14 protein-coding genes and 2 pseudogenes are annotated in these 21,378 nt (G+C 60.5%); 5 read left to right on the top strand and 11 right to left on the bottom strand.

What is annotated here, in order from left to right:
- Positions 1–5: 5 nt before the first annotated feature.
- Genes ACM6IV_RS21120 through ACM6IV_RS21130 form a run of 3 tightly spaced genes read right to left on the bottom strand, consistent with a single transcriptional unit; the run spans position 6 to position 1,772 of the window.
- Complete coding sequence (locus ACM6IV_RS21120) at positions 6–281, bottom strand: phosphopantetheine-binding protein (RefSeq protein ID WP_414871486.1); 276 nt, start codon at positions 279–281, stop codon at positions 6–8.
- A complete protein-coding gene (locus ACM6IV_RS21125; RefSeq protein WP_414871487.1) occupies positions 259–1,071 on the bottom strand; it encodes a lysophospholipid acyltransferase family protein in 813 nt (270 codons plus the stop codon). Before ACM6IV_RS21125 ends, ACM6IV_RS21120 begins: the two co-directional genes overlap by 23 nt.
- Positions 1,047–1,772, bottom strand: a complete 726-nt coding sequence (locus tag ACM6IV_RS21130; protein ID WP_414871488.1) for a beta-ketoacyl synthase chain length factor — start codon at positions 1,770–1,772, stop codon at positions 1,047–1,049. Before ACM6IV_RS21130 ends, ACM6IV_RS21125 begins: the two co-directional genes overlap by 25 nt.
- A gap of 356 nt (positions 1,773–2,128) precedes the next feature.
- Between ACM6IV_RS21130 and ACM6IV_RS21135 the strand changes: the two genes are divergently transcribed.
- Positions 2,129–2,899, top strand: a complete 771-nt coding sequence (locus ACM6IV_RS21135; RefSeq protein WP_186531847.1) for a ParA family protein — start codon at positions 2,129–2,131, stop codon at positions 2,897–2,899.
- Positions 2,900–3,029: 130 nt separating this feature from the next.
- Here the strand turns inward: ACM6IV_RS21135 and trxC are convergent, their stop codons facing one another.
- The 6 genes and pseudogenes from trxC to ACM6IV_RS21165 all read right to left on the bottom strand — a co-directional run.
- The gene (trxC, locus tag ACM6IV_RS21140) at positions 3,030–3,464 is read right to left on the bottom strand and encodes a thioredoxin TrxC (RefSeq protein WP_414871489.1); all 435 of its coding nucleotides are present in this window, start codon (positions 3,462–3,464) and stop codon (positions 3,030–3,032) included.
- A 79-nt stretch (positions 3,465–3,543) separates the two neighbouring features.
- Positions 3,544–5,007 carry a protein adenylyltransferase SelO gene (gene selO / locus ACM6IV_RS21145; RefSeq protein WP_414871490.1) on the bottom strand — a complete coding sequence of 488 codons (1,464 nt, stop codon included), beginning with the start codon at positions 5,005–5,007 and terminating at the stop codon, positions 3,544–3,546.
- Positions 5,008–5,055: 48 nt separating this feature from the next.
- Entirely contained in the window at positions 5,056–8,409 is a 3,354-nt protein-coding gene (gene mscK, locus ACM6IV_RS21150; RefSeq protein WP_414871491.1) for a mechanosensitive channel MscK, read from the bottom strand.
- 34 nt (positions 8,410–8,443) lie between these two features.
- Positions 8,444–10,186 carry a potassium/proton antiporter gene (locus tag ACM6IV_RS21155; RefSeq protein ID WP_414871492.1) on the bottom strand — a complete coding sequence of 581 codons (1,743 nt, stop codon included), beginning with the start codon at positions 10,184–10,186 and terminating at the stop codon, positions 8,444–8,446.
- A 323-nt stretch (positions 10,187–10,509) separates the two neighbouring features.
- Positions 10,510–11,382 (bottom strand): methyl-accepting chemotaxis protein, encoded by an 873-nt coding sequence (locus tag ACM6IV_RS21160; RefSeq protein WP_414871693.1) that lies wholly within the window; start codon positions 11,380–11,382, stop codon positions 10,510–10,512.
- A 30-nt stretch (positions 11,383–11,412) separates the two neighbouring features.
- A pseudogene (locus tag ACM6IV_RS21165) lies at positions 11,413–12,165 on the bottom strand (MCP four helix bundle domain-containing protein); the annotation flags it as partial.
- 248 nt (positions 12,166–12,413) lie between these two features.
- On the opposite strand from ACM6IV_RS21165, the gene ACM6IV_RS21170 reads away from it, so the two are divergent.
- The 4 genes and pseudogenes from ACM6IV_RS21170 to ACM6IV_RS21185 all read left to right on the top strand — a co-directional run bounded on the left by ACM6IV_RS21170 (position 12,414) and on the right by ACM6IV_RS21185 (position 14,980).
- The gene (locus ACM6IV_RS21170; protein WP_007909525.1) at positions 12,414–12,644 is read left to right on the top strand and encodes a hypothetical protein; all 231 of its coding nucleotides are present in this window, start codon (positions 12,414–12,416) and stop codon (positions 12,642–12,644) included.
- A complete protein-coding gene (locus ACM6IV_RS21175) occupies positions 12,641–12,943 on the top strand; it encodes a cell division protein ZapA (protein ID WP_414871493.1) in 303 nt (100 codons plus the stop codon). The genes ACM6IV_RS21170 and ACM6IV_RS21175 overlap by 4 nt, the downstream gene beginning before the upstream one ends.
- A gap of 144 nt (positions 12,944–13,087) precedes the next feature.
- A pseudogene (locus ACM6IV_RS21180) lies at positions 13,088–14,113 on the top strand (cache domain-containing protein); the annotation flags it as partial.
- A gap of 135 nt (positions 14,114–14,248) precedes the next feature.
- Positions 14,249–14,980, top strand: a complete 732-nt coding sequence (locus tag ACM6IV_RS21185; RefSeq protein ID WP_414871694.1) for a methyl-accepting chemotaxis protein — start codon at positions 14,249–14,251, stop codon at positions 14,978–14,980.
- A gap of 216 nt (positions 14,981–15,196) precedes the next feature.
- Here the strand turns inward: ACM6IV_RS21185 and ACM6IV_RS21190 are convergent, their stop codons facing one another.
- Positions 15,197–16,999: an acyl-CoA dehydrogenase gene (locus ACM6IV_RS21190; protein WP_414871494.1), complete on the bottom strand. Its 1,803-nt coding sequence runs from the start codon at positions 16,997–16,999 to the stop codon at positions 15,197–15,199.
- Between the two features lie 258 nt (positions 17,000–17,257).
- A complete protein-coding gene (gene putA, locus ACM6IV_RS21195) occupies positions 17,258–21,211 on the bottom strand; it encodes a trifunctional transcriptional regulator/proline dehydrogenase/L-glutamate gamma-semialdehyde dehydrogenase (RefSeq protein WP_414871495.1) in 3,954 nt (1,317 codons plus the stop codon).
- Positions 21,212–21,378: the final 167 nt, after the last annotated feature.

The following is a 21,378-nucleotide window of genomic DNA, read 5'->3' on the forward strand; positions in this document are numbered from 1 at the left end:
CGGTCTCAAGCTGCCTGTTTTGCCGTGACGAACGCCGCAAGGCTGGCCACGTTGGTGAAATGGTTACGGGTGTCTTTGGCGTCGGCGTCGATCTTGATGCCGTATTTCTTCTGGATGGCCAGACCCAGTTCCAGCGCGTCGACGGAGTCCAGGCCCAGGCCTTCGCCGAATAGTGTCTGGTCATCACCGATGTCGTCGATGCTGATGTCTTCGAGGCCAAGGGCGTCGATGATCAGCGCTTTGATGTCACGCACCAGGCTAGCGGTGTTCAGTTCGCTCATCTGCGGCGAGCTCCTTAATGAAATAGTCATGCAAATAATCGTTGAGCTTGCGCGAGGCCTGCGGTGCAGGGCCTTGCGCGGCGAAGGCTTGTGGGTCTATATCGGCCCCGACGCGAAAACTGAAGTGCACGCGGCGGCTGGGGATCCGGTACCAGGGTTCGGCTTTGGTCAGAGTAGTCGGGCTGACCTTGATGATCACCGGCGTGAGGATTTTCGCACCGCGCAGGGCAATCGCCGCGGCGCCCCGATGAAAGGCCGGCGCCTGACCCGGCCGGGTGCGTGTGCCTTCGGGAAAGATGATCAGGGTCTGGCCGTTTTGCAGGGATTGCGCAGCGGCATCGAGCATGTCCATGCTGCCGTCATTGCTGATGTATTCGGTGCGGCGCAATGGGCCACGGGTGAAGGGGTTTTCCCACAGGCTTTTCTTCACCACGCAATTGGCCTGGCGCACCAGACCGATGAGGAACACCACATCGATCAATGAAGGGTGGTTGGCGATGATCATCTGCCCCGGCCGACCCAGACGTTCGGCGCCCTGAATGTCATAGGTCAGCACGCCGGTACGAGCCATGAATCGCACGAAGAACCAGAACAGCCGACTGACGGTCTGCCGTGCGCGTTGGCGATGCGCAACGGCGTCACCGGGCAGGCAACCCAGCAGCGGAAAGACCAGCACCCGCAGGCACAGCCCGCCCAGCCCGAACAGGACGAAGCTTGCGGCGGTGGCCAGCAGGCGCCAGTAATAGGCATCGCGTTTTTTTTCGGTCACGGGTTGCGTTGCCAGGTCCATACACGATTTTTCCAGGCATGTTGGCAATGGGTTTGCTGGCCAAGCAGGGTCTGCAGCAGATTGAGCGCGTGTGGCCAGTGCGCCTTTGACCGTGTTTGCGGGGTGCTGTTCAGGGTCAGCCGCCAGTCGGTACCGGGGGTGATCAAAAGACCGAGCGCGTAGGGAAACGGCACGTCATCGATCCATGCCGAATAGGCTTCGGGCGGTTGTTCTTCGGTGATTACCAGGAGCACCGCCGGGGCGCCTTCATTGAGCAGCGCCGCCGCTTCGAGCATGCCGTGCTCAAGGCCGTCGCCGGCCGCGGCGAGGGCCGTCATCTCGCTGGTTTCGCCACGCATGATCGACCACAGGCCGATGATCGCGTTGTGCACGGACAGGCTGAACTGGGTCGGCGACAGCGGCTGCTCGGTCGCCAGATCGCTGAGGATCTCGTAAGTACGCGGGGTTTCACCGTGGCGCGAGACGAATACCAGCGGCAGATTGTCCCGCCCGTCGGCCAGTGGCCAGCCGACACTGAACGCCATGCGTGCCAGTCGACTGAGGCGGCGGCGCTGCATGGCCGGTAAAAACGACACATCGGGCGCGGCATCACTGCGCTGGAGTACGACCGGTTGTCGGCTCCAGGCCTGCCAGGCGTCCACGCTGTCGAGGCCAGGGGCCCACGCGCGCCATTGGGCGATGTTGAAGTTGATCACGGACATTCATCCCGCCCCTGCAGGCTTTTGTTGACGCGTTGAATCGCCAAAGCCGCAGCAGGCTTGACGTGGCGCTTGGCGCCGGGTGGCGCGCATTATCCCGGTGCGACGAGTGTGTAGCAAATGCTGGTTACATTCTGCGCAACGAAATGTACCGAACGGTTCGCCAGAAAAGTGTCACTTGGCCATTATCCAGATTATTCACGGCTTGTCTGTCAGGCATCTTGGCGGTCAAGGGCGGTTATGGCGCGTGCTGTCTGCGGATATTCGCACCTGACGCTGTAGTCCATGTCCATGAAGGTAGCGAAGCGAGGTCGCGCGCATCTACACTCGGTCATTCTTTGATACACGGAGGTTTGGTCATGCGGCGCGTGGTGTTCAATCAGAAAGGTGGCGTAGGCAAGTCCAGCATTGCCTGCAATCTGGCGGCGGTCAGCGCCAGCGAGGGTTATCGCACGCTGTTGGTGGACCTCGATGCCCAGGCCAATTCCACTCAGTATCTGACCGGGCTCACCGGCGACGACATTCCGATGGGGATTGCCGACTTCTTCAAGCAGACCTTGTCTTCAGGGCCGTTTTCGAAAAAAAACCAGGCGGACATTTACGAAACCCCGTTCGACAACCTCCACATCATCACTGCCACGGCCGAACTGGCCGACCTGCAGCCCAAGCTCGAGGCGAAGCACAAGATCAACAAGCTGCGTAAGTTGCTCGATGAGCTGGCCGAGGATTACGACCGGATCTACCTCGACACCCCGCCAGCGCTGAATTTCTACGCGGTATCGGCGCTGATTGCCGCCGATCGCGTGCTGATTCCTTTCGATTGCGACAGCTTTTCCCGTCAGGCCCTGTACGGGCTGATCGCTGAGATCGAAGAGTTGAAGGACGACCACAACGAAGGCCTGGAAGTCGAAGGCATTGTGGTTAATCAGTTCCAGGCTCGGGCAAGCCTGCCGCAGCAGATTCTCGATGAGCTGATTGCCGAAGGTCTTCCGGTGTTGCCGGTGTACCTGAGCAGTTCGGTGCGCATGCGCGAATCGCACCAGGCGAGCATGCCGCTGATCCACCTCGACCCGCGCCACAAACTGACCCAGCAGTTCGTCGAACTGCACAATCTGCTCGAAGATCACTGATCTTTCGAGCTATCCATGACCCCCTGTGGGAGCGAGCTTGCTCGCGAATGCGTCAGTTCAGTCGACATCCTCGTTAACTGATCCACCGCTTTCGCGAGCAAGCTCGCTCCCACAGTGGGTTCTGGGTGGGTCAGATCCCCTGGTTACGCAGCCACGCCATCAGCTGCGGCAGCGGAAACGCGCCGCTCTGCCGTGCCACTTCCTTGCCGTTCTTGAACAGAATCAGACTCGGAATCGAGCGAATCCCCAACTGCGCCGACAACTGCTGATTGGCCTCGCTATCAAGCTTGGCCAAGCGGCACTTGCCCGCCAACTGCGCCGCCGCCTGCTCGAACACCGGCGCAAACGACTTGCACGGCCCACACCAGTCTGCCCAGACATCCACCAGCAGCGGCAGATCACCTTTGATCTGGCTGGCGTAATCGCCTTGTTTGAGTTCAAACGGTTTGCTCAACAGTACGGCGGATTTGCAGCGGCCGCATTTTGGCTGATCCGCCAGGCGCTCGGCCGGGATGCGGTTGAGGCCGTTGCAGGAGGGGCAGGGGATGATGAGTGGGGTGGTCATATTCGGCTCGTTGAGTTCAGCGGTTCGTACGACTTATCTGGTGCCGTACGAACTGTTTATCAAGATCAGGTGCTGGCACTCAGGAAGAACAACTGATCTCCAAATGCTTGCCCCACTCCGGTGGCCGCTCGGCATAGTTCTCCATTCCCGGCTGCTCCTCAAACGGCTTGCTCAGCACCGCGTGCAGCCGGCGTACCTCTGAGTAATCCCCTTTCTCGGCCGCATCGATGGCTTTTTGCGCCAGGTAGTTGCGCAGGATGTACAGCGGATTGACTGCGTGCATGCGGGCGCGGCGTTGTTCCTGATCGGCGTCGCCATCGCGGGCAACCCGGGCGACGTAGCGTTCGCCCCAGGCATCAAAGCCTTTGATGTCGACGAAATCGTCGCGCAAACGGGCCACGGCCTGCTCGGCTGATTCATCGCCGAGTCGACGGAAGAACAGCGTGTAATCAACTCCGCTGTTCTGCATCAGTTGCAGCAGGTTCTCCAACAGTTGCTGGTCGTCGTCCTCAGCCGTGGTAAAGCCGAAACGGCGGCGCATCAGGTCGAGGTAATGCGCCTGGAACAGCGGCAGGTACAGGCTGAGGGTTTCACGCAGGGCCTCGACGCTGATGAACGGCGTCAGTGCCTGCGCCAGCGCACTGAGGTTCCACTGGCCTACCGGCACTTGATTGCTGAACGAGTAGCGCCCCTGATCATCCGAGTGGTTGCAGATGAAGTTGGCATCGAAGTCGTCGAGGAAGGCGAACGGGCCGAAGTCGAAGGTGATGCCGAGGATCGACATGTTGTCGGTGTTCATCACGCCGTGGCAGAAACCGTAGGCCTGCCACTTGGCGATCAGTTCGGCGTTGCGCTCGACGATTTCGCGGAACATTGCCAGATACGGTTCCGGTTGTTCCAGGCACTCGGGGAAGTGCATCGCCAACACGTGCTCGCCGAGCTGTTTTTGCTGCTCGGGGCGTTTGGTGTAATAGAAATATTCGAAGTGGCCGAAGCGGACATGGCTTGGCGCCAGACGCAGCACCATCGCTGCGCGCTCCTGCTTTTCACGCCAGACCGGAGTATCGGAGCCGATCACGCAGGCCGCGCGCGACGAAGGTATGTTCAGCGCGTACAAGGCTTCGGAGGCGAGAAACTCGCGGATTGACGAGCGCAGCACCGCGCGGCCATCGCCCATGCGCGAAAACGGCGTCTGTCCGGCGCCCTTCAGGTGCAGGTCCCAATGCTCGCCGGCGGCGTTGTACACCTCGCCCAGCAGCAAGCCGCGACCGTCACCCAGTTGCGGCGTGTAGCCGCCGAACTGATGCCCGGAGTAAACCATCGCCCGTGGTTCGGCATCGGCCCACAGCTTGTGGCCGCCAAACAGTTCGGCAAATTCCTGGGTTTCGGCAGTCGCCGGGTCGAGATCGAGCAAGGCCAGCGCCGCTGGGCTAGCAACGACCAGGCGCGGATGGTCGATCGGCTCAGGCAGCACATGGGCGGAGAACGCATCTCCCAGGCGGGCGAAGCGATTGTCGAAGGTCAGTTCGTCGAGGGCTTTCAAGGGCCGGCTCCAGCAGAATGTCCGAGTATTCTGCTGGGAGTAAACCGGTTAGTCGAGTTTGGCTGGTGGCGGCTCTTGCAGCGGTTTCTGATCGTCGGCAATCGGCACGATGGTTTTCGTTTCCGGCTCGATCGGCACCATCTTGTATTCCTGACCGTGAAGGTTCTTCAGGTACACCTCCATCTGGCGGAACGAGATGTTGATGTGTTGCTTCTTGAACTCGCGGTTGATGAAGCGGTTGACCTCATCGAGTACCGGGTTGCGGTCGCCGAGATCGCGCACGTGCATGCGCAACTCGTGGTCGAGGGTGCTTTCGCCGAAGTTGAGGAAGTACACGTGCGGCTCGGGCTCCTTGAGTACGCGCGGGTTCTCGCGGGCGGCCTTGAGCAGCAGTTCCTTGACCAGATCCAGATCGGAGCCGTAGTCGACGCCGAGTTTCAGCGTGACGCGGGTGATGGTGTCGGTCAGCGACCAGTTGATCAGTTGTCCGGTGATGAACGTTTTGTTCGGGACAATGATGTCCTTGCGATCGAAGTCGGTAATGGTTGTGGCGCGGATGCGGATCTTGCTCACGGTGCCCGACAGGTTGCCGATGGTGATGGTGTCACCGATCCGCACCGGACGTTCGAACAGAATCATGATGCCGGAGATGAAGTTCGCAAAGATCTCCTGCATGCCGAAACCGAGGCCGACCGACAGCGCCGCCACCAGCCATTGCAACTTGTCCCAGCTGACGCCGAGGGTCGACAGGGTCGAGACGAAACCGACACCGGCGATCACATAGGACAGCAACGTGGTGGTCGCATAAGCACTGCCTTGAGCCAGATTGAGCTTCGACAGCACGAACACTTCGAGCAGGCCGGGCAAGTTGCGTGCGAGGGCGAAGGTGATGCCGATGATGATCAGCGCGCCGAGCATGTCGCCGATGCTGATCGGCACCATGCTCATGTTGGCGCCGGTGCCGCTGGTGTATTCGTACAAGGTGATGTTGTCGAGGTACGAGAACACCGAAATCAGGTCCGACCAGACCCAATACAGCGCCGCGATGAAGCCGCCGAGCAGGGCCAGACGGATCAGGCGCAGGGACTGTTCGTTGACCTTTTCGATGTCCAGGGTCGGCTCTTCGATCACCGCTTCGCCATCGCCGGCCTCTTTCGCTGCCTGACGTTTGGCCAGGGCGCGCTGATAGGCCAGGCGTCGTGCGGCAACGCTCAGGCCACGGACGAAAGTGGCTTCGATCACGAGCCAGAACATCAGCAGGTACAGGGTGTTGATCAGGCGGTCGCTGAGTTTCAACGCGGTGTAGTAATAGCCGAAGCACACCGCGACAAACAAGGCGATCGGCAGCAGGGTGAACATCACGCCGACGGCTTTGCGGAACAGCGAGGCATTCTGGTGCGTCGGGCTGCTGATCAGCAGGCGGCTGAGCAACCAGGCCATCAAGGCGTAGCAGGTCAGCACCACTGGCATGCCGAGCACATCGTCGGCGAGCGCCGCCGGTTGCAACTCGGCGACCGCCACCACGGCCACCAGCGCCATCACCACCAGCCCGAGCCGGCGTACCCAGCCTTGCAGGAACTCGACCTGGGGTTTTTCCCAGCGGAAGTGCAATTCGGCCACGCCACCCGGCGCGAGAATCCGGTAAGCGGTGTAGAACACCAGCCATGCCTGACCCATTTGCAGCAGCGCCGCGCCCATGTTGGCGTTCTGGCCGCGCGCGTCGATCTGCAGGGCCAGACCGCACAAGGCGAGGCCGAGCGCTACCGGCATCGCCAGCAGGATGTTGATCAGGATTGCCTGCGGGGTGTGCCACTGGCTGTCGCGTTTGAAGTGGCCGATGTCCAGATGAACCTTGTTGAGCCGCGCGTACAGATGCTTGCGTCGCCACAGCAGGGCACCGATCAACAGTGCCAGCGGCAGGAACAGCAGTGGCCGTTGGGTCAGACCGTCGGTCAGTTCGCTCAGGCTGGAGGCCCATGGCAGGGTGTCGACCTGGCGTTTCAGGCGCTCCGGCACACCACGCATCCACTCAAGGTCCAGCGGCTTGTTGCTCGGAATCCAGAACATCTGTTCGTCCAGCGTTGCGCGCAGGCTCTGCGCAGTGCTGAGCAGTTGTTTCTGGTTGAGTTGCAGGGTGATCGATTCGTTGAGCATCGAGCTGAGTTCGCGGTTCAGGCGCTCCAGCAGATCGACGCGGGTGTTGGCCAGATCCAGCAGGCTTTTGCGCAACTGCGGGGTGACTTGTTCCGGTGGCTGGGTGGCCAGCAGGTTGTCGACGTAGGCCGCCGGATTACTCAGCAGCTCGCGCTGCTGGCTGACATCAAACTGGTACAGGCGAATGTCGGCGATCTGGTCCGCCAGATCGCGGTCGACCTTGAGGCGTGGCAGCGCCTGTTTCTGTTTGTAGAGAATCTTCGACAGCAGCAGGCTGCCCTTGAGCACGTTGATCTGCTCATCCAGCGCCGAGTCGCTTTGGGTCAACGTGTCGAGCTGTTGTTTGGTTTGCAGATTCTGCTGAGTGACCTCGTTGAGACGGTCGGTGCTCTTGAGCAGATAGTCCGAGAGCTTGAGGTTGGCGGCGCTTTCGGTGGCAAGCAGGCTGCTGCTGCCGGCCTTCTGTGCCTCGATGGATTGTTGGGTAACGGTTTCCTGGGACTGCGCCAGACGCTTCTGGTTGATCAGAGTTTGCAGTTCCTGAATCTCGCGGTCGAGGCGGTCAGACTTCTCCGAGAGCAGGTCGTGCTGAGCGTTGCCCAGATCCTGCAATTGGCTGTTGCCGGCCAGTTCCTGACGGCGCAACGGGATCAGCGCATTCAGCGCCGCCAGCTCGGCATTCAACTGGTCGCGTTGCTCGGCGCTGACGGTTTTGCCCGCGTCCTTGCCAGACTTGAGGATGTTATTGATTTGCTGGATGCGCGTCTGACTGGCGGAGATCTCTGCCTGGGCGCGCTCGGGCCGGGTCTGGGCGGTGATGATCAGGCTGTTGGCGTCGGCCAGAGCCTTTTGCATGTCACTTTGCTGGGTCGAGCGATCGGTGAGGATCTGTTCCAGCTGCGGAATCGACTCCTTGGCGAAACGCTGCGCCACCGGTACCACGGGCGTGGCTTTGAGGCGCGTCAGTTCGCGGGTGTTTTCGATCGTCTGCTTGGGCGCGGTGGCCAGTTGCCGCTTGAGATCAATCAGCTTCTGCTCGTAATCACGCTGATTGTTCAGTTGATTGAGCGTGTTCTGCAGGACAGTCTGCAGGCTCTTTTTATCGGCATCCGGCAGTTTGCTGTCGGCGAGTTTGTCCAGACTGGCCTGCACGGCGTCGCTGGACGGTGGATCGGCGGCGTACAGCGGGCCGACGGTAAGACTCAGACCCAGCAGGGCCGCGGCGAAAAAGGAGCGCAGGGTAGGCATAGAGACCGGTCAAGCAAGTGAGAGTGGACGCAGTTTAGAGGAAGAGCCCGGGGCCCGGGCGACTTCCTTCGGGGAATCTGACGCCCACTTTGCCGATCTTGTTCCCGTCCATGACCGCAACCGTCCAGTGGGTGTTGTTCCACTCCACCTGGTCGCCGACGATGGGGGCGCCCCCGACTTTGTGGGCAATGAAAGCGCCCAGGGTCATGTCCGGATCGATACCCTCGGCCGGCAGGCCATAGAGTGCAGCAACCGCTTTAAGCTGGGCGTCTCCTTCAAGCACGAAATCGCCGAAAAAGCGCAGATCGAGGCCTCGCTGCGGCGCCTGACTGAACAGTTTTCCGAGTGCGCCGAGATTGTGTTCATGGCCGATAACACACAGCAAATCATCGACTTCCAGCACCGTACTACCCGACGGATGGAGCAATTGCTGGCCTCGAAACAGGGCGGCGATGCGCGTGCCTTCGGGCATTTTCAGTTCGCGCAGGGGCGAACCGATGCACCATTTCTCTGCGCCGAGCTTGTAAACGAACAGTTCCCACTCGCTGGTCACGTGCACTTCCAGCGCAGCCCGGGAAATCGGTGCCGGTTCTGGCGGTACGGTCACCTTCAATAGCTTGGCGACCCACGGCAGGCTCGTGCCCTGCACCAAAAGCGACACCAGCACAATGAAGAACGCGAGGTTGAAATACAGCTGCGCATTCGGCAGCCCGGCCATCAGCGGGAACACCGCGAGGATGATCGGCACCGCGCCGCGCAGGCCAACCCAGGAAATAAATGCTTTCTCGCGGCCATGGAAAGCCTTGAACGGCAGCAGGCCGACCATCACCGACAGTGGCCGCGCAAACAGAATCATCCACAGCGCCAGGCCGAGGGCGGGCAGGGCGATCGGCAGCAAATCATGCGGCGTCACCAACAGCCCCAGCACCAGGAACATGCCGATCTGCGCCAGCCAGGCCATGCCGTCGAGCATGTGCAGAATGCCGTGACGACTGCGTACCGGGCGGTTGCCGATCACCAGGCCGCACAGGTAAACGGCGAGGAAGCCGCTGCCATGCAAGGCGTTGGTCAGCGCGAACACCACCAGACCACCGGCAATCACCAGAATCGGATACAGGCCGGTGGCGAGGTTAATGCGGTTGACCAGTTGCAGCATCAACCAGCCGCCACCGAGGCCGATCAAACCGCCGATACCGAATTCGCGGATCAGGTGGGTCAACAGGCTCCAGTGCAGACCGGTCTGGCCACTGGCGAGCATGTCGATCAGGGTCACGGTGAGAAACACCGCCATCGGGTCGTTGCTGCCGGATTCGATTTCCAGGCTGGCGGTCACCCGCTCGTTCAGGCCCTTGCCGCCGAGCAGCGAGAACACGGCTGCGGCGTCGGTCGAACCAACGATGGCGCCGATCAGCAGGCCTTGAATCAGGTTCAGATCGAACAACCACGCCGCCGCCATGCCGGTCAGCCCGGTGGTGATCAACACCCCGACGGTGGCCAGCGATAATGCCGGCCACAAGGCCACGCGGAAACTCGACACCCGCGTGCGCAAGCCGCCGTCGAGGAGGATCACCGCGAGGGCGAGGTTGCCGACCAGATAGGCCGTGGGGTAGTTATCGAAAATGATCCCGCCGCCATCGACCCCGGCGGCCATGCCGACCGCAAGAATGATGACCAGAATCGGGATGCCGAGACGGGAAGAGAGTGAGCTGACGAGAATGCTTGCACCTACCAGCAACGCGCCGATCAAGAACAGGCTGTTGATGGTCGTCGCATTCAAAGGCAGTACTCCAGAAGCGGAAAGACGGGCACAAACTGACCATGCAGTCTGCGTGCCAGCGATTCTAACCTGTTGAAATGTGATGCTGTCAAAAAGGTTTTTTGGCTGGGGGATTCGAGGTTTGGGTTCGGCTGGCGATTGCGGCCCTCACCCTGGCCCTCTCCCAGAGGGAGAGGGGACTGATCGCGGTGATTGTGCGAGGTACATCGACCTGAAAATTCTGAGTCGAACTCAGGTTTGAAAAGCACAAAGATCTGCTCCCTTTCCCCTCTCCCTCTGGGAGAGGGCTGGGGTGGGGGTGCTTTTGATCTTGATCTACTAAATTAAAGGCTGAACCGCCCAACCATATTGTTCAGATCCAGCGCCAGACGAGACAGCTCATTGCTTGCCGCACTGGTCTGATTCGCGCCGGTCGCCGATTGCACCGACAGATCGCGGATGTTCACCAGGTTGCGATCCACTTCCCGCGCCACTTGCGCCTGCTCTTCAGCGGCGCTGGCGATCACCAGGTTGCGCTCGTTGATCTCGACGATGGCGGTGTTGATGGTGTCCAGCGACATACCGGCGCCACGGGCGATATTCAGGGTCGATTCGGCACGTTCGGTACTGTTGCGCATCGAGTCCACGGCATGTTCGGTACCGCTCTGAATACTGCCGATCATCCGCTCGATCTCACTGGTCGACTGTTGAGTGCGATGCGCCAGGGCACGGACTTCATCCGCCACCACGGCAAAACCACGACCGGCTTCACCAGCCCGCGCCGCTTCAATCGCCGCGTTCAGTGCCAGCAGGTTGGTCTGATCCGCCAGACCCCGAATCACGTCGAGCACCTTGCCGATGTCACGGGATTCGTTGGCCAGATCACCGATCAGGCTGGCAGTGCTCTGTACATCGGCGCTCATGCGTTCGATGGCGCTGACGGTTTCCTGGACCAGATCACGACCGTCGCCCGCCGAGGTGGTGGCGTTCTTCGAGGCTTCCGAAGTGCTCACCGCATTGCGCGCGACTTCTTCTACGGCGCTGGTCATCTCGTTGACTGCAGTGGCCGCCTGTTCGATTTCATTGTTCTGCTGGGTCAGGCCACGGGCGCTTTCGTCGGTGACGCTGTTGAGTTCTTCAGCTGCCGAAGCCAACTGAGTGGCCGAGCCGGAAATACGCTGCAGGGTGTCACGCAGCTTCGCTTGCATCTTCGCCATGGCTGCGAGCAGACGACCTGCTTCGTCGCTACCATCAACGTGGATCGGTTGAGTCAGGTTGCCTTCGGCAATGGTTTCCGCAGCTTCCAGTGCTTTGGAAATCGGTTTGGTGATGCTGACGGTCAGCAGCCAGGCGAACAGCAGGGTCAAGCCGCTGGCGATCACCAGCAGGGTGACCACCAGATCGAAGGACATCGAATACTGATCTTTGGCGCCTTGATCGGTTTCGGCGATTTGCTGGGTGTTGATCTCCAGCAAGCGCGCGAGGGCGGTGTTTACCGCTTCAGAGTTGGTCAGCAGATCGCTATTGAGCATCTGCCGCAACTCGTCGACCTGATTGTTGCGCGACAGGGTTTTCATGCGGTCTTCGAGTTGACGGTACTGCGCCAGCAGTTGCACGTACTGATCGTACGCCGTACGTTCGTCGGGGCTGGAAATCAGCGGCTCGTAGGCGCGCTGGGCGTCGGCGATCTGCTTGTTGCGCAACTCGAACAGTTCGACAGTCTTTTGTTGAACGTCCGGTTCACGGTTGATCAGCAACCGATACGACAAAACGCGCAGGCGCAGGGTCAGTTGGGTGAATTCGTCGAGGGCTTTGATGGAAGGCACGCTGGCCGTGGCGATGTCTTCGCCTGCTGCGCGGATTTTGCTCATCTGATTCAGCGCGAACACGCCGAGAATCAGCATCAGGCCGCCGATCAGGGCGAAACCGGTAAACGCCCGTGGGGCGATATTCATATTGCGGAGGGACATGGGCGGATACCAAGAGAGGGCCGCTTCCATGCGGGCTGAGACGGCTGTATGGATGACTTATCGGTCATACGACTAAAGTCTTGAGGCACTGTGCGTATTTGTCGCAGAAGGGCTTGGGCGACGAAGTGCAGGAACCAGATCGGCAGATCACAGTCTTTTAAACTCGCGAGAACGGTCGGCCACCAGGAAAATCAAGGCTTTGCGCCGGTTTAACCCTGGCATCCGCAGTGACTTTTCTTTATCGTACGCGCCCTTTGAAAAACGCTTGGAAGATCAAAATGTTGGAAGCATCCCTCAGCCAATTGGAACAGCTCGTCAGCGACCTGGTGCAACAGAACCAGACTCTCGCGCAAACCAACCAGACTCTGTCCACGGAACTGGCCCAGGCCAAGGATGAAAACGAAAGCCTGCAACTGAACCTGATGGAGCAGGAAGAAAAGCACGGCGCCACCGCTGCGCGCATTCAAGCCCTGGTTGATCGCGTCAACGCCGGTCCTGTCAGCGCATGAACCATCACACAGCAGGGGTAAAAGTCATCTCCATTCTCGGGGAGGACTATTCGATCAAGGCACCGGCCGGGGAAGAACAGACCCTGCTGGACGCAGCCATGATGCTCAAGGCCACGCTGGAAGACACCAAGCGCAAATACCCGACACTGATCGGTGACCGCTTGCTGGTACTGGCGGCGATGAACCTGTGCTCGCAGCAGATCGAAATGAAGAAGCAACACCAGGAAGAACTCGACCGTTACCAAGAGCAAGTCAGCGCCACGGTCGACACCATCGCCAAGACCATTAACCAGGGTTGACGGAGCTGCGCACAACCAAAGAATAGATTGTCGATTGTTTTGTATACAATCGGCACGGCTGTTGCAGTGTTTCGGCCACTTATTCTTTGGGGGTGCTCCATGCAGTGGTGGCGACGCAGTATTCAATGGCAACTGATTCTCAGCATGGGCACCGCCCTGCTGGTCAGTATCCTGATCGTGGTTGGCATATATACCCTGGTGGTCAATCGCCTCGCCCAGAGCTATCTGGTGGAGCAAGCACTGCCGTCGAGCATTGAAGCGACGCGCAACGATATCGAACGCATCCTCGTGCAACCGCTGACAGCGGCCAAGGATATTGCCAGTAATACGATGGTCCGCGACTGGCTCGCCTCGGGCGAAGACAGCAGCAAAACCGCGGCCTTCGCGCAGTATCTGGAAGGCATCCGCGCCGAACATAAAGCCTTCACCGCTTTGATCATCGGCACCGAATCCAATCACTACATCACCGAAAAAGGCCTGGATCGCACCCTCAGCCGTTCAAAACCGGCCGATGCGTGGTTCTATTCCTTCCTCGACAGCAATCAGCCACGCACCCTCAATATCGACAACGACGGGGCGACCGGAGAGTTGGCGCTGTTCATCGATTTGAAGGTCGAGCAGGCCGGCAAAGTGGTGGGTGTGGCCGGGCTCGGTCTGAGCATGAAAGAGCTGTCGGAGCTGATTCACAACTTCAGCTTTGGTGAGCGTGGCAGGGTCTATCTCGTGCGGTCCGACGGGTTGATCCAGGTGCATCCTGAGGCGCAATTCAGCGGCAAGCGCACGCTTACGGAGCAGATTGGTGCTGCAGCCGCGCAGGCCGTCATGGGCCAAAAAACGGCAATCAGCAGCAGCTTCCAAAGAGACGACGAAGACTTCCTCGCCTTCAGCCTGCCTTTGCGTGATTTGGGCTGGACCCTCGTGGCCGAAGTGCCACAGTCGCAGATCTATGCCGAAGCCCGAAAAGCGATGTGGATGAGCGGCGGCATCGGTCTTGCGGTGGCGCTGGTGTGCCTGGCATTGGTGGTTTGGCTGGCGCAAGGGCTGGTGCGGCCGATTCGTCAGGTAACAGCCGCGCTGGTAGCGATTGGTAGCGGCGGTGGAGATTTGACCCACCGGTTAGATTCCAGCCGCGCCGATGAGCTGGGCGACCTCGCCCGCGGCTTCAACCGTTTTCTCGACAGCCAGCGCGGGATGATCGGTGAAGTGCTGACCACCAGCGAGCGTCTGCGCACGGCCGTGGGGCAGGTGGCGAAAGTGGTGGAGAACACCGCTGAACGCTCCGGCCGTCAGCAGGAAATGACCGATATGGTCGCGACTGCCGTCCACGAGATGGGCCTGACTGTGCAGGAGATTGCGCAGAACGCCGGTAACGCGGCACTGGCCTCGCAAACCGCGCGGGATGAAGCGATGCAGGCGCGGGAAGTGGTCGGCGGTTCGATCCGGCATATTGAAAGCATGTCCGATGAGATTGGCGTGGCGGCTGGCGCGGTGGGTGATTTGGCGCACCAGGTGGCCTCGATTGATTCGGTGCTGGCGGTGATTCGCGGGGTATCCGAGCAGACCAATCTGCTCGCTCTCAACGCAGCGATCGAAGCAGCGCGTGCTGGTGACATGGGTCGGGGTTTTGCCGTCGTCGCCGATGAAGTGCGCACCTTGGCGCGCCGCACGCAGGCGTCCACTGACGAGATTCAACAGATGATCGGCAGCCTCAAACAAGGTGCTGAAAACGCCGTGTCGTCGATGCGCACCGGTCAGGCGGCGACGGGCACAGGGGTTGAATCGAGCCAGCGTACCGGGGCGTCGCTGACGGCGATTACCGGTCAGGTCGAGCGCATTAGCGACATGAACCATCAGGTGGCGACGGCGACGGAAGAGCAGTCAGCGGTGACGGAAGAGATCAACCGGAATGTGCAGGGAATTTCTGATCTGGCGCGGGCGACGGCGGGTGAGGTCCGAGCGTGTCGTGAGGATTGTCAGATGCTGCAGAGGCTGGCGGATGATCTGGCGCGGCAGATGGGTGGGTTCAAGTTGAGCTGAGTGTTGAGCCAGAATAGCCCCTCACCCTAGCCCTCTCCCAGAGGGAGAGGGGACTGAATGCGGGATGCTTGAGAAGTACGCCGACCTGAAAGTGCTTTACCGAATCCATAATCGACGCGGTTTTTCAGGTCGATGTATAGCGCCAGACACCTCGGTCGGCCCCCTCTCCCTACGGGCGGTCCGACGTTTCGGGAGGGCTGGGGTGAGGGTAGCGTTTCAGAACCACGCATCCTGCATCGCCAGACACGTATCATCCCGCGCCTCCAGCAACACCAGCTCATGGTGGCAACCCGGCACTTCCCACGTCAGAAAGTACCGCGCCGCCTGCAACTTGCCCTTATAGAAGTCGGCATCCGCCGCGTTACCCTTGGCCAACCCTTCCTCGGCACGAATCGCCTGCTCCAGCCAGCGCCAGCCAATCACCGTGTGGCCGAACACCTTCAGGTACAGTGCCGAATTCGCCAGGCTGCTGTTGACCTTGCCCTGCGCCAGATCGGTCAACAAACCGATGGTCACCGCTTGCAGGCGCGCCACCAGTTTTTCCAGCGGCTCACGCAATGCTGTCAGTGACTCATACGCCGTTGCACGTTCGGCAGTGGTGGCGATCAGGCGGATCAGTTGCTTCAATCCCGCGCCACCGTTCTGCGCCAGTTTGCGCCCGAGCAAATCCAGCGACTGAATGCCGTGGGTGCCTTCGTGGATCGGGTTCAAGCGGTTGTCGCGGTAATACTGTTCCACCGGGTATTCACGGGTGTAGCCGTGGCCGCCAAGAATCTGGATCGCCAGTTCGTTGGCCTTGAGGCAGAACTCCGATGGCCAGGATTTGACGATCGGCGTCAGCAGATCCAGCAATTCGTGAGCCTGTTTGCGCTCGGCTTCGGACTCAAGCGTGGTGGTGTCGTCGAACAGGCGAGCAGCATACAAGCCGAGGTCAAATGCACCCTCGACGTAGGATTTCTGCGTCAACAGCATACGTCTGACGTCGGCGTGTTGAATGATCGCAACCGGCGCGGTGGTCGGGTCTTTGCTATCCGGCACCCGGCCTTGCGGGCGTTCGCGAGCGTATTCCAGCGAGTACAGGTAACCGGCGTAACCGAGCATCACCGCGCCCATGCCGACACCGATCCGCGCCTCGTTCATCATCTGGAACATGTAGCTCAACCCGTGATGCGGCTTGCCCACCAGATAACCGACGCACTCACCGTTATCGCCGAAGTTCAGCGCTGTGGAGGTGGTGCCGCGCCAACCCATCTTGTGGAACAGCCCGGCCAGCAGCACGTCATTGCGTGGGCCGAGGCTGCCGTCATCGTTGACCAGAAACTTCGGCACGATAAATAGCGAAATGCCTTTCACCCCCGGCGGCGCGTCGGGCAGCTTGGCCAGCACCATGTGCACGATGTTTTCCGAGAGCGGGTGATCGCCGCCGGAAATAAAAATCTTGTTGCCCTTCAGGCGATAGGTGCCGTCGGACGCCGGCTCGGCGCGCGTACGAATATCCGACAGCGATGAACCGGCGTGGGGTTCGGTCAGCGCCATGGTGCCGAAGAAACGGCCGTCGATCATGGGTTGCAGGAAACGCTGTTTCTGCTCGTCAGTGCCGAAACTCTCGATCAGGTTCGCCGCACCCATGGTCAGGAACGGATACGACGTCGACGCAGCATTGGCCGACTGGAAGTGCGCGAAGCAGGCTTGCGACAGCAGTGTAGGAAGCTGCATGCCGCCGGCGTCGAAACTTCTCGCGGCGTTGAGAAATCCGGCTTCAAGGAAAGCATCGACCGCCGGTTTCACTTCAGGAATCAGAATCGCCTGACCGTCTTCATAGCGCGGCTCGTTCTCGTCGCCCTTGCGGTTGTGCGGCGCGAAGTACTTTTCGGCGATGTTGCGCGCGGTGCCGATGGCGGCGTCGAAGGTCTCGCGATTGTGCTCGGCAAAGCGCTCACGCCGGGTCAGGCCCTCGGCATCAAGGACTTCATACAGCTCGAAAGCCAGATTGCGGGAACTGAGCAGCGTCTCGGACATGGCGGCCTACCTGAGATTGGGGTTGGGCCGAGTCTAGGCGTGCTGATAAAGGCTGAACAGGATGATTGATAAGCGTGATGTTGGAGCCGCGCGGCAACTTTGCAAACACCACAAACCACTGTGGGAGCGAGCTTGCTCGCGAAGAGGTCAGCACGTTCAACAGATGAGTTGACTGGCAAACCGCTTTCGCGAGCAAGCTCGCTCCCACAGGGATTGTTGCTATGCAGGGCACCTATGCAGGTGCCCGGTTTATCAGTATTAGCCGATGGTCATCAGGCTGGCATTACCACCCGCCGCCGCAGTGTTAACACTCAACGCCCGCTCGATCACCAGACGCTCCAGCGCAATGTTGGTCTCGCCCTGGGACAAGCCCTGAACCCCGACGATCGCGCCGGCACGCTTGGCAATCTGCTGGCAAACACTGCGCAACTGGTCGGAATGGCCGTGATGCAGAACCGCATCAAACACCACCTCGTCTTTATTCCAGTCGGCAACCAGTTTGATTCGCGCCTGAATATCCTTCGGCAGGCGTGCGAACAATGCCTTGCTGATGTCGGATTCCGGCCATACCGCCGAACCGCCTACCGCCAATACCGCTGCCAATTGCGTCAGCAGGTCACCTTCAACCTCCGCGAGGCACAGCACGTGCTCACGCGGCAGGATCGCGTAGCTGTTTTTCTCACCGGTCGGGCCGGCCAGTACGCGGGTGATGCCGCTCTGCGATTGCGCCGCGTACTGCACGCACAGGGTGCTCAGGTCGGCGTATTTGTTGCTGTCAGCCCAGGCTTTCAGCGCGGTCAGCGGTTTGCTCATGGCGTCGCGCAGACGAACGTCCGGCGCCACGGCAGCATCACCACGAGCGAAGGATTGTTCGATGGCGTCAGCAGGACGCGTCGACAGCAAGCGGTAAAGGTACAGTGGGCCGCCGGCTTTCGGGCCAGTACCCGACAGGCCTTCGCCGCCGAATGGCTGCACGCCGACCACGGCACCGACGATGTTGCGGTTGACGTAGACGTTACCGGCGTTGACGTTATCGATCACCTTGGCGATGGTCTCGTCGATGCGCGTGTGCACGCCCAGCGTCAGGCCATAACCGGAAGCGTTGATCTGGCCGATCAGTTGATCGATTTCTTTGCGCTTGTAGCGCACCACATGCAGCACCGGGCCGAAGATCTCGCGTTGCAGCTCGTCGAAGCTTTCCAGTTCAATCAGGGTCGGCATGACGAAGGTGCCGCGTTTGACCTCTTCGGTGTCGGCGATAGCGACCTGGTAGACGTTGCGCCCTTTGTCGCGCATGCCCTGGATATGCTTGTCGATACCCGCCTTGGCTTCGGCGTCGATCACCGGGCCGATGTCCACGGACAGGCGCTCAGGATTGCCGAGACGGCTTTCCGCCATGGCTCCTTTGAGCATTTCGATGACACGATCAGCGGAATCTTCCTGCAGGCAGAGTACCCGCAGCGCCGAGCAACGCTGACCCGCGCTGTCGAAGGCCGACGAAACTACGTCGATCACCACTTGCTCGGTCAGAGCTGACGAATCGACGATCATCGCATTCTGGCCACCGGTTTCGGCGATCAGCGGAATCGGGCGACCCTGATTGTCGAGACGACCGGCAATGTTGCGTTGCAGCAGACGGGCGACTTCGGTGGAACCGGTGAACATCACACCTTTGACGCGCTCATCACCCACCAGACCGGCGCCGACGGTTTCACCGCGCCCCGGCAGCAGTTGCAGCACGCCTTCCGGGATGCCGGCTTCGAGCAGCAAGCGCACGGCTTGAGCCGCCACCAGCGGAGTTTGCTCTGCAGGTTTGGCCAATACCGGGTTACCGGCAGCCAGTGCGGCAGCGACCTGGCCACTGAAGATCGCCAGCGGGAAGTTCCACGGGCTGATGCACACCACCGGACCCAGTGGGCGGTGGGCGTCGTTGCTGAAATCGTTGCGTGCCTGCACCGCGTAATAACGCAGGAAGTCGACCGCTTCGCGGACTTCGGCGATGGCGTTGGCGAACGTCTTGCCGGCTTCGCGAGCCAGCAGGCCCATCAGCGGCTGGATCTCGCCTTCCATCAAATCAGCGGCACGTTCCAGAATCGCTGCACGTTCGGCCGGCGGGGTGGCCTGCCAGATTGGCGCTGCATTCAGGGCGCATTGAATGGCGTTGTCGACGTCTTCGACGGTGGCCTCCTGAACATGACCGACCACGTCACGGTGATCGGCCGGGTTCAGAACAGCTGCCGGCGTTTCGTTGCTGGACGCGCAGCCGAGCATCGGCGCCGCTTTCCAGTCGTTGTGCGCAGTGGCGAGCAAAGCGCAGGACAGCGACGCCAGACGATGTTCGTTGGCCATGTCGATGCCGCTGGAGTTGGCGCGCTCGGAACCGTACAGATCACGCGGCAGCGGAATGCGCGGGTGCGGCAGGCCGAAACCGCCTTCCACGGTCGCCATCTGCTCGATCTGCGCCACTGGATCGGCCACCAGCTCCTGGATCGAAATCGACTGGTCGGCGATGCGGTTGACGAACGAAGTGTTCGCGCCGTTTTCCAGCAAGCGACGTACGAGGTACGCCAGCAGGGTTTCGTGAGTGCCGACCGGTGCGTACACGCGGCACGGACGGTTCAGCTTGCCTTCGGAAACTTTACCTACAACCTGTTCGTAGAGCGGTTCGCCCATGCCGTGCAGGCACTGGAATTCGTACTGGCCCGGGTAATAGTTCTGACCGGCAATGTGGTAAATGGCCGACAGGGTGTGGGCGTTGTGCGTGGCGAATTGCGGGTAGATGACTTCCGGCACCGACAGCAGTTTGCGTGCGCAAGCGATGTAGGAAACGTCGGTGTACACCTTGCGGGTGTAGACCGGATAGCCTTCCAGGCCTTCGACCTGGGCGCGCTTGATTTCGCTGTCCCAGTACGCGCCTTTTACCAGGCGGATCATCAGGCGATGACGGCTGCGGCGCGCGAGGTCGATCACGTAGTCGATCACGTACGGGCAACGCTTCTGGTAAGCCTGGATGACGAAACCGATGCCGTTCCAGCCGGTCAGTTGCGGCTCGAAGCACAGGCGCTCGAGCAGATCCAGCGACAGTTCGAGACGGTCGGCTTCTTCAGCGTCGATGTTCAGGCCGATGTCGTATTGCTTGGCCAGCAGGGTCAGCGACAGCAGGCGCGGGTACAGCTCATCCATCACGCGTTCGTACTGAGCACGGCTGTAACGCGGGTGCAGTGCTGAGAGCTTGATGGAAATGCCCGGGCCTTCATAAATCCCACGGCCGTGGGAGGCTTTGCCGATCGAGTGAATGGCTTGTTCGTACGACGCCAGGTACTTCTGCGCGTCGTGTTCGGTGAGTGCCGCTTCACCGAGCATGTCGTAGGAATAGCGGAAGCCTTTGGCTTCGAACTTGCTCGCGTTGGCCAGCGCTTCGGCGATGGTTTCGCCGGTGACGAACTGCTCGCCCATCAGGCGCATGGCCATGTCGACACCCTTGCGGATCATCGGCTCGCCGCTCTTGCCGATGATGCGGCTCAAGGACGAGGTCAGGCCGGCTTCGTTGTGCGTGGACACCAGTTTGCCGGTCAGCAGCAGGCCCCAGGTCGCGGCGTTGACGAACAGCGACGGGCTGTTGCCCAAGTGCGGATGCCAGTTGCCGGTGCTGATCTTGTCGCGGATCAGCGCATCGCGGGTGCCTTTGTCCGGGATACGCAGCAGCGCTTCGGCCAGGCACATCAGGGCTACGCCTTCCTGGGACGACAGGGAAAACTCCTGCAGCAGACCCTGAACAATGCCTGCACGACCGCCGGCACTTTTCTGGTTACGCAGTTTTTCCGCGATGGTCGCAGCGAGCTTGTTGGTGGCTTCGGCCATCGCTGCCGGCAGACGCGCCTGCTCGATCAGCATCGGCACCACTTCCGGCTCAGGGCGGCGGTAAGCGGCGGTGATCGAAGCACGCAGTACCGACTGCGGCAGAATGCTTTCGGCGAATTCGAGGAAGCATTGGTGAGCGTGATCGGTGTGGACTTCGCCCGCGTCGTCGGCGTCCTTGGCGGTCAAACCGTTCAGCTCGGTCAGGGTTGCACCACCCTCGAGTTTTTCCAGGTAATTGAAAATTGCCTGCTTGATCAGCCAGTGCGGTGTGCGATCAATCGAGGTCGCGGCCGCCTTCAGGCGCTCGCGGGTCGGGTCATCGAGTTTGACCCCAAGGGTGGTGGTAGCCATATTTTTATCCTCATGGTTGCCACAGTTGCGTGGCATCAGCTGGCGGCAAGATTAGCCGTGCGCCGAATGAGGTGCAACCGGGTGCAACCCTTTTTTTGTCGGAAAAATAAACGCTTCGTCAGGAATTATTTTCTGGTACGGAAGTGCCGCACTTGCTTGGTGCTTTT

This window comes from Pseudomonas sp. IT-347P (genome assembly GCF_949768005.1).
Classification (GTDB): domain Bacteria; phylum Pseudomonadota; class Gammaproteobacteria; order Pseudomonadales; family Pseudomonadaceae; genus Aquipseudomonas.

Coding starts and splice junctions, on each gene's coding strand:
- trxC (WP_414871489.1), bottom strand. CDS start 3,464: ATGACCACCCCACTCATCATCCCCTGCCCCTCCTGCAACGGCCTCAAC.
- ACM6IV_RS21175 (WP_414871493.1), top strand. CDS start 12,641: ATGAACCATCACACAGCAGGGGTAAAAGTCATCTCCATTCTCGGGGAG.
- ACM6IV_RS21130 (WP_414871488.1), bottom strand. CDS start 1,772: ATGTCCGTGATCAACTTCAACATCGCCCAATGGCGCGCGTGGGCCCCT.
- mscK (WP_414871491.1), bottom strand. CDS start 8,409: ATGCCTACCCTGCGCTCCTTTTTCGCCGCGGCCCTGCTGGGTCTGAGT.
- ACM6IV_RS21125 (WP_414871487.1), bottom strand. CDS start 1,071: ATGGACCTGGCAACGCAACCCGTGACCGAAAAAAAACGCGATGCCTAT.
- ACM6IV_RS21185 (WP_414871694.1), top strand. CDS start 14,249: ATGGTCGCGACTGCCGTCCACGAGATGGGCCTGACTGTGCAGGAGATT.
- ACM6IV_RS21160 (WP_414871693.1), bottom strand. CDS start 11,382: ATGGCGAAGATGCAAGCGAAGCTGCGTGACACCCTGCAGCGTATTTCC.
- ACM6IV_RS21190 (WP_414871494.1), bottom strand. CDS start 16,999: ATGTCCGAGACGCTGCTCAGTTCCCGCAATCTGGCTTTCGAGCTGTAT.
- ACM6IV_RS21170 (WP_007909525.1), top strand. CDS start 12,414: ATGTTGGAAGCATCCCTCAGCCAATTGGAACAGCTCGTCAGCGACCTG.
- putA (WP_414871495.1), bottom strand. CDS start 21,211: ATGGCTACCACCACCCTTGGGGTCAAACTCGATGACCCGACCCGCGAG.
- ACM6IV_RS21120 (WP_414871486.1), bottom strand. CDS start 281: ATGAGCGAACTGAACACCGCTAGCCTGGTGCGTGACATCAAAGCGCTG.
- ACM6IV_RS21135 (WP_186531847.1), top strand. CDS start 2,129: ATGCGGCGCGTGGTGTTCAATCAGAAAGGTGGCGTAGGCAAGTCCAGC.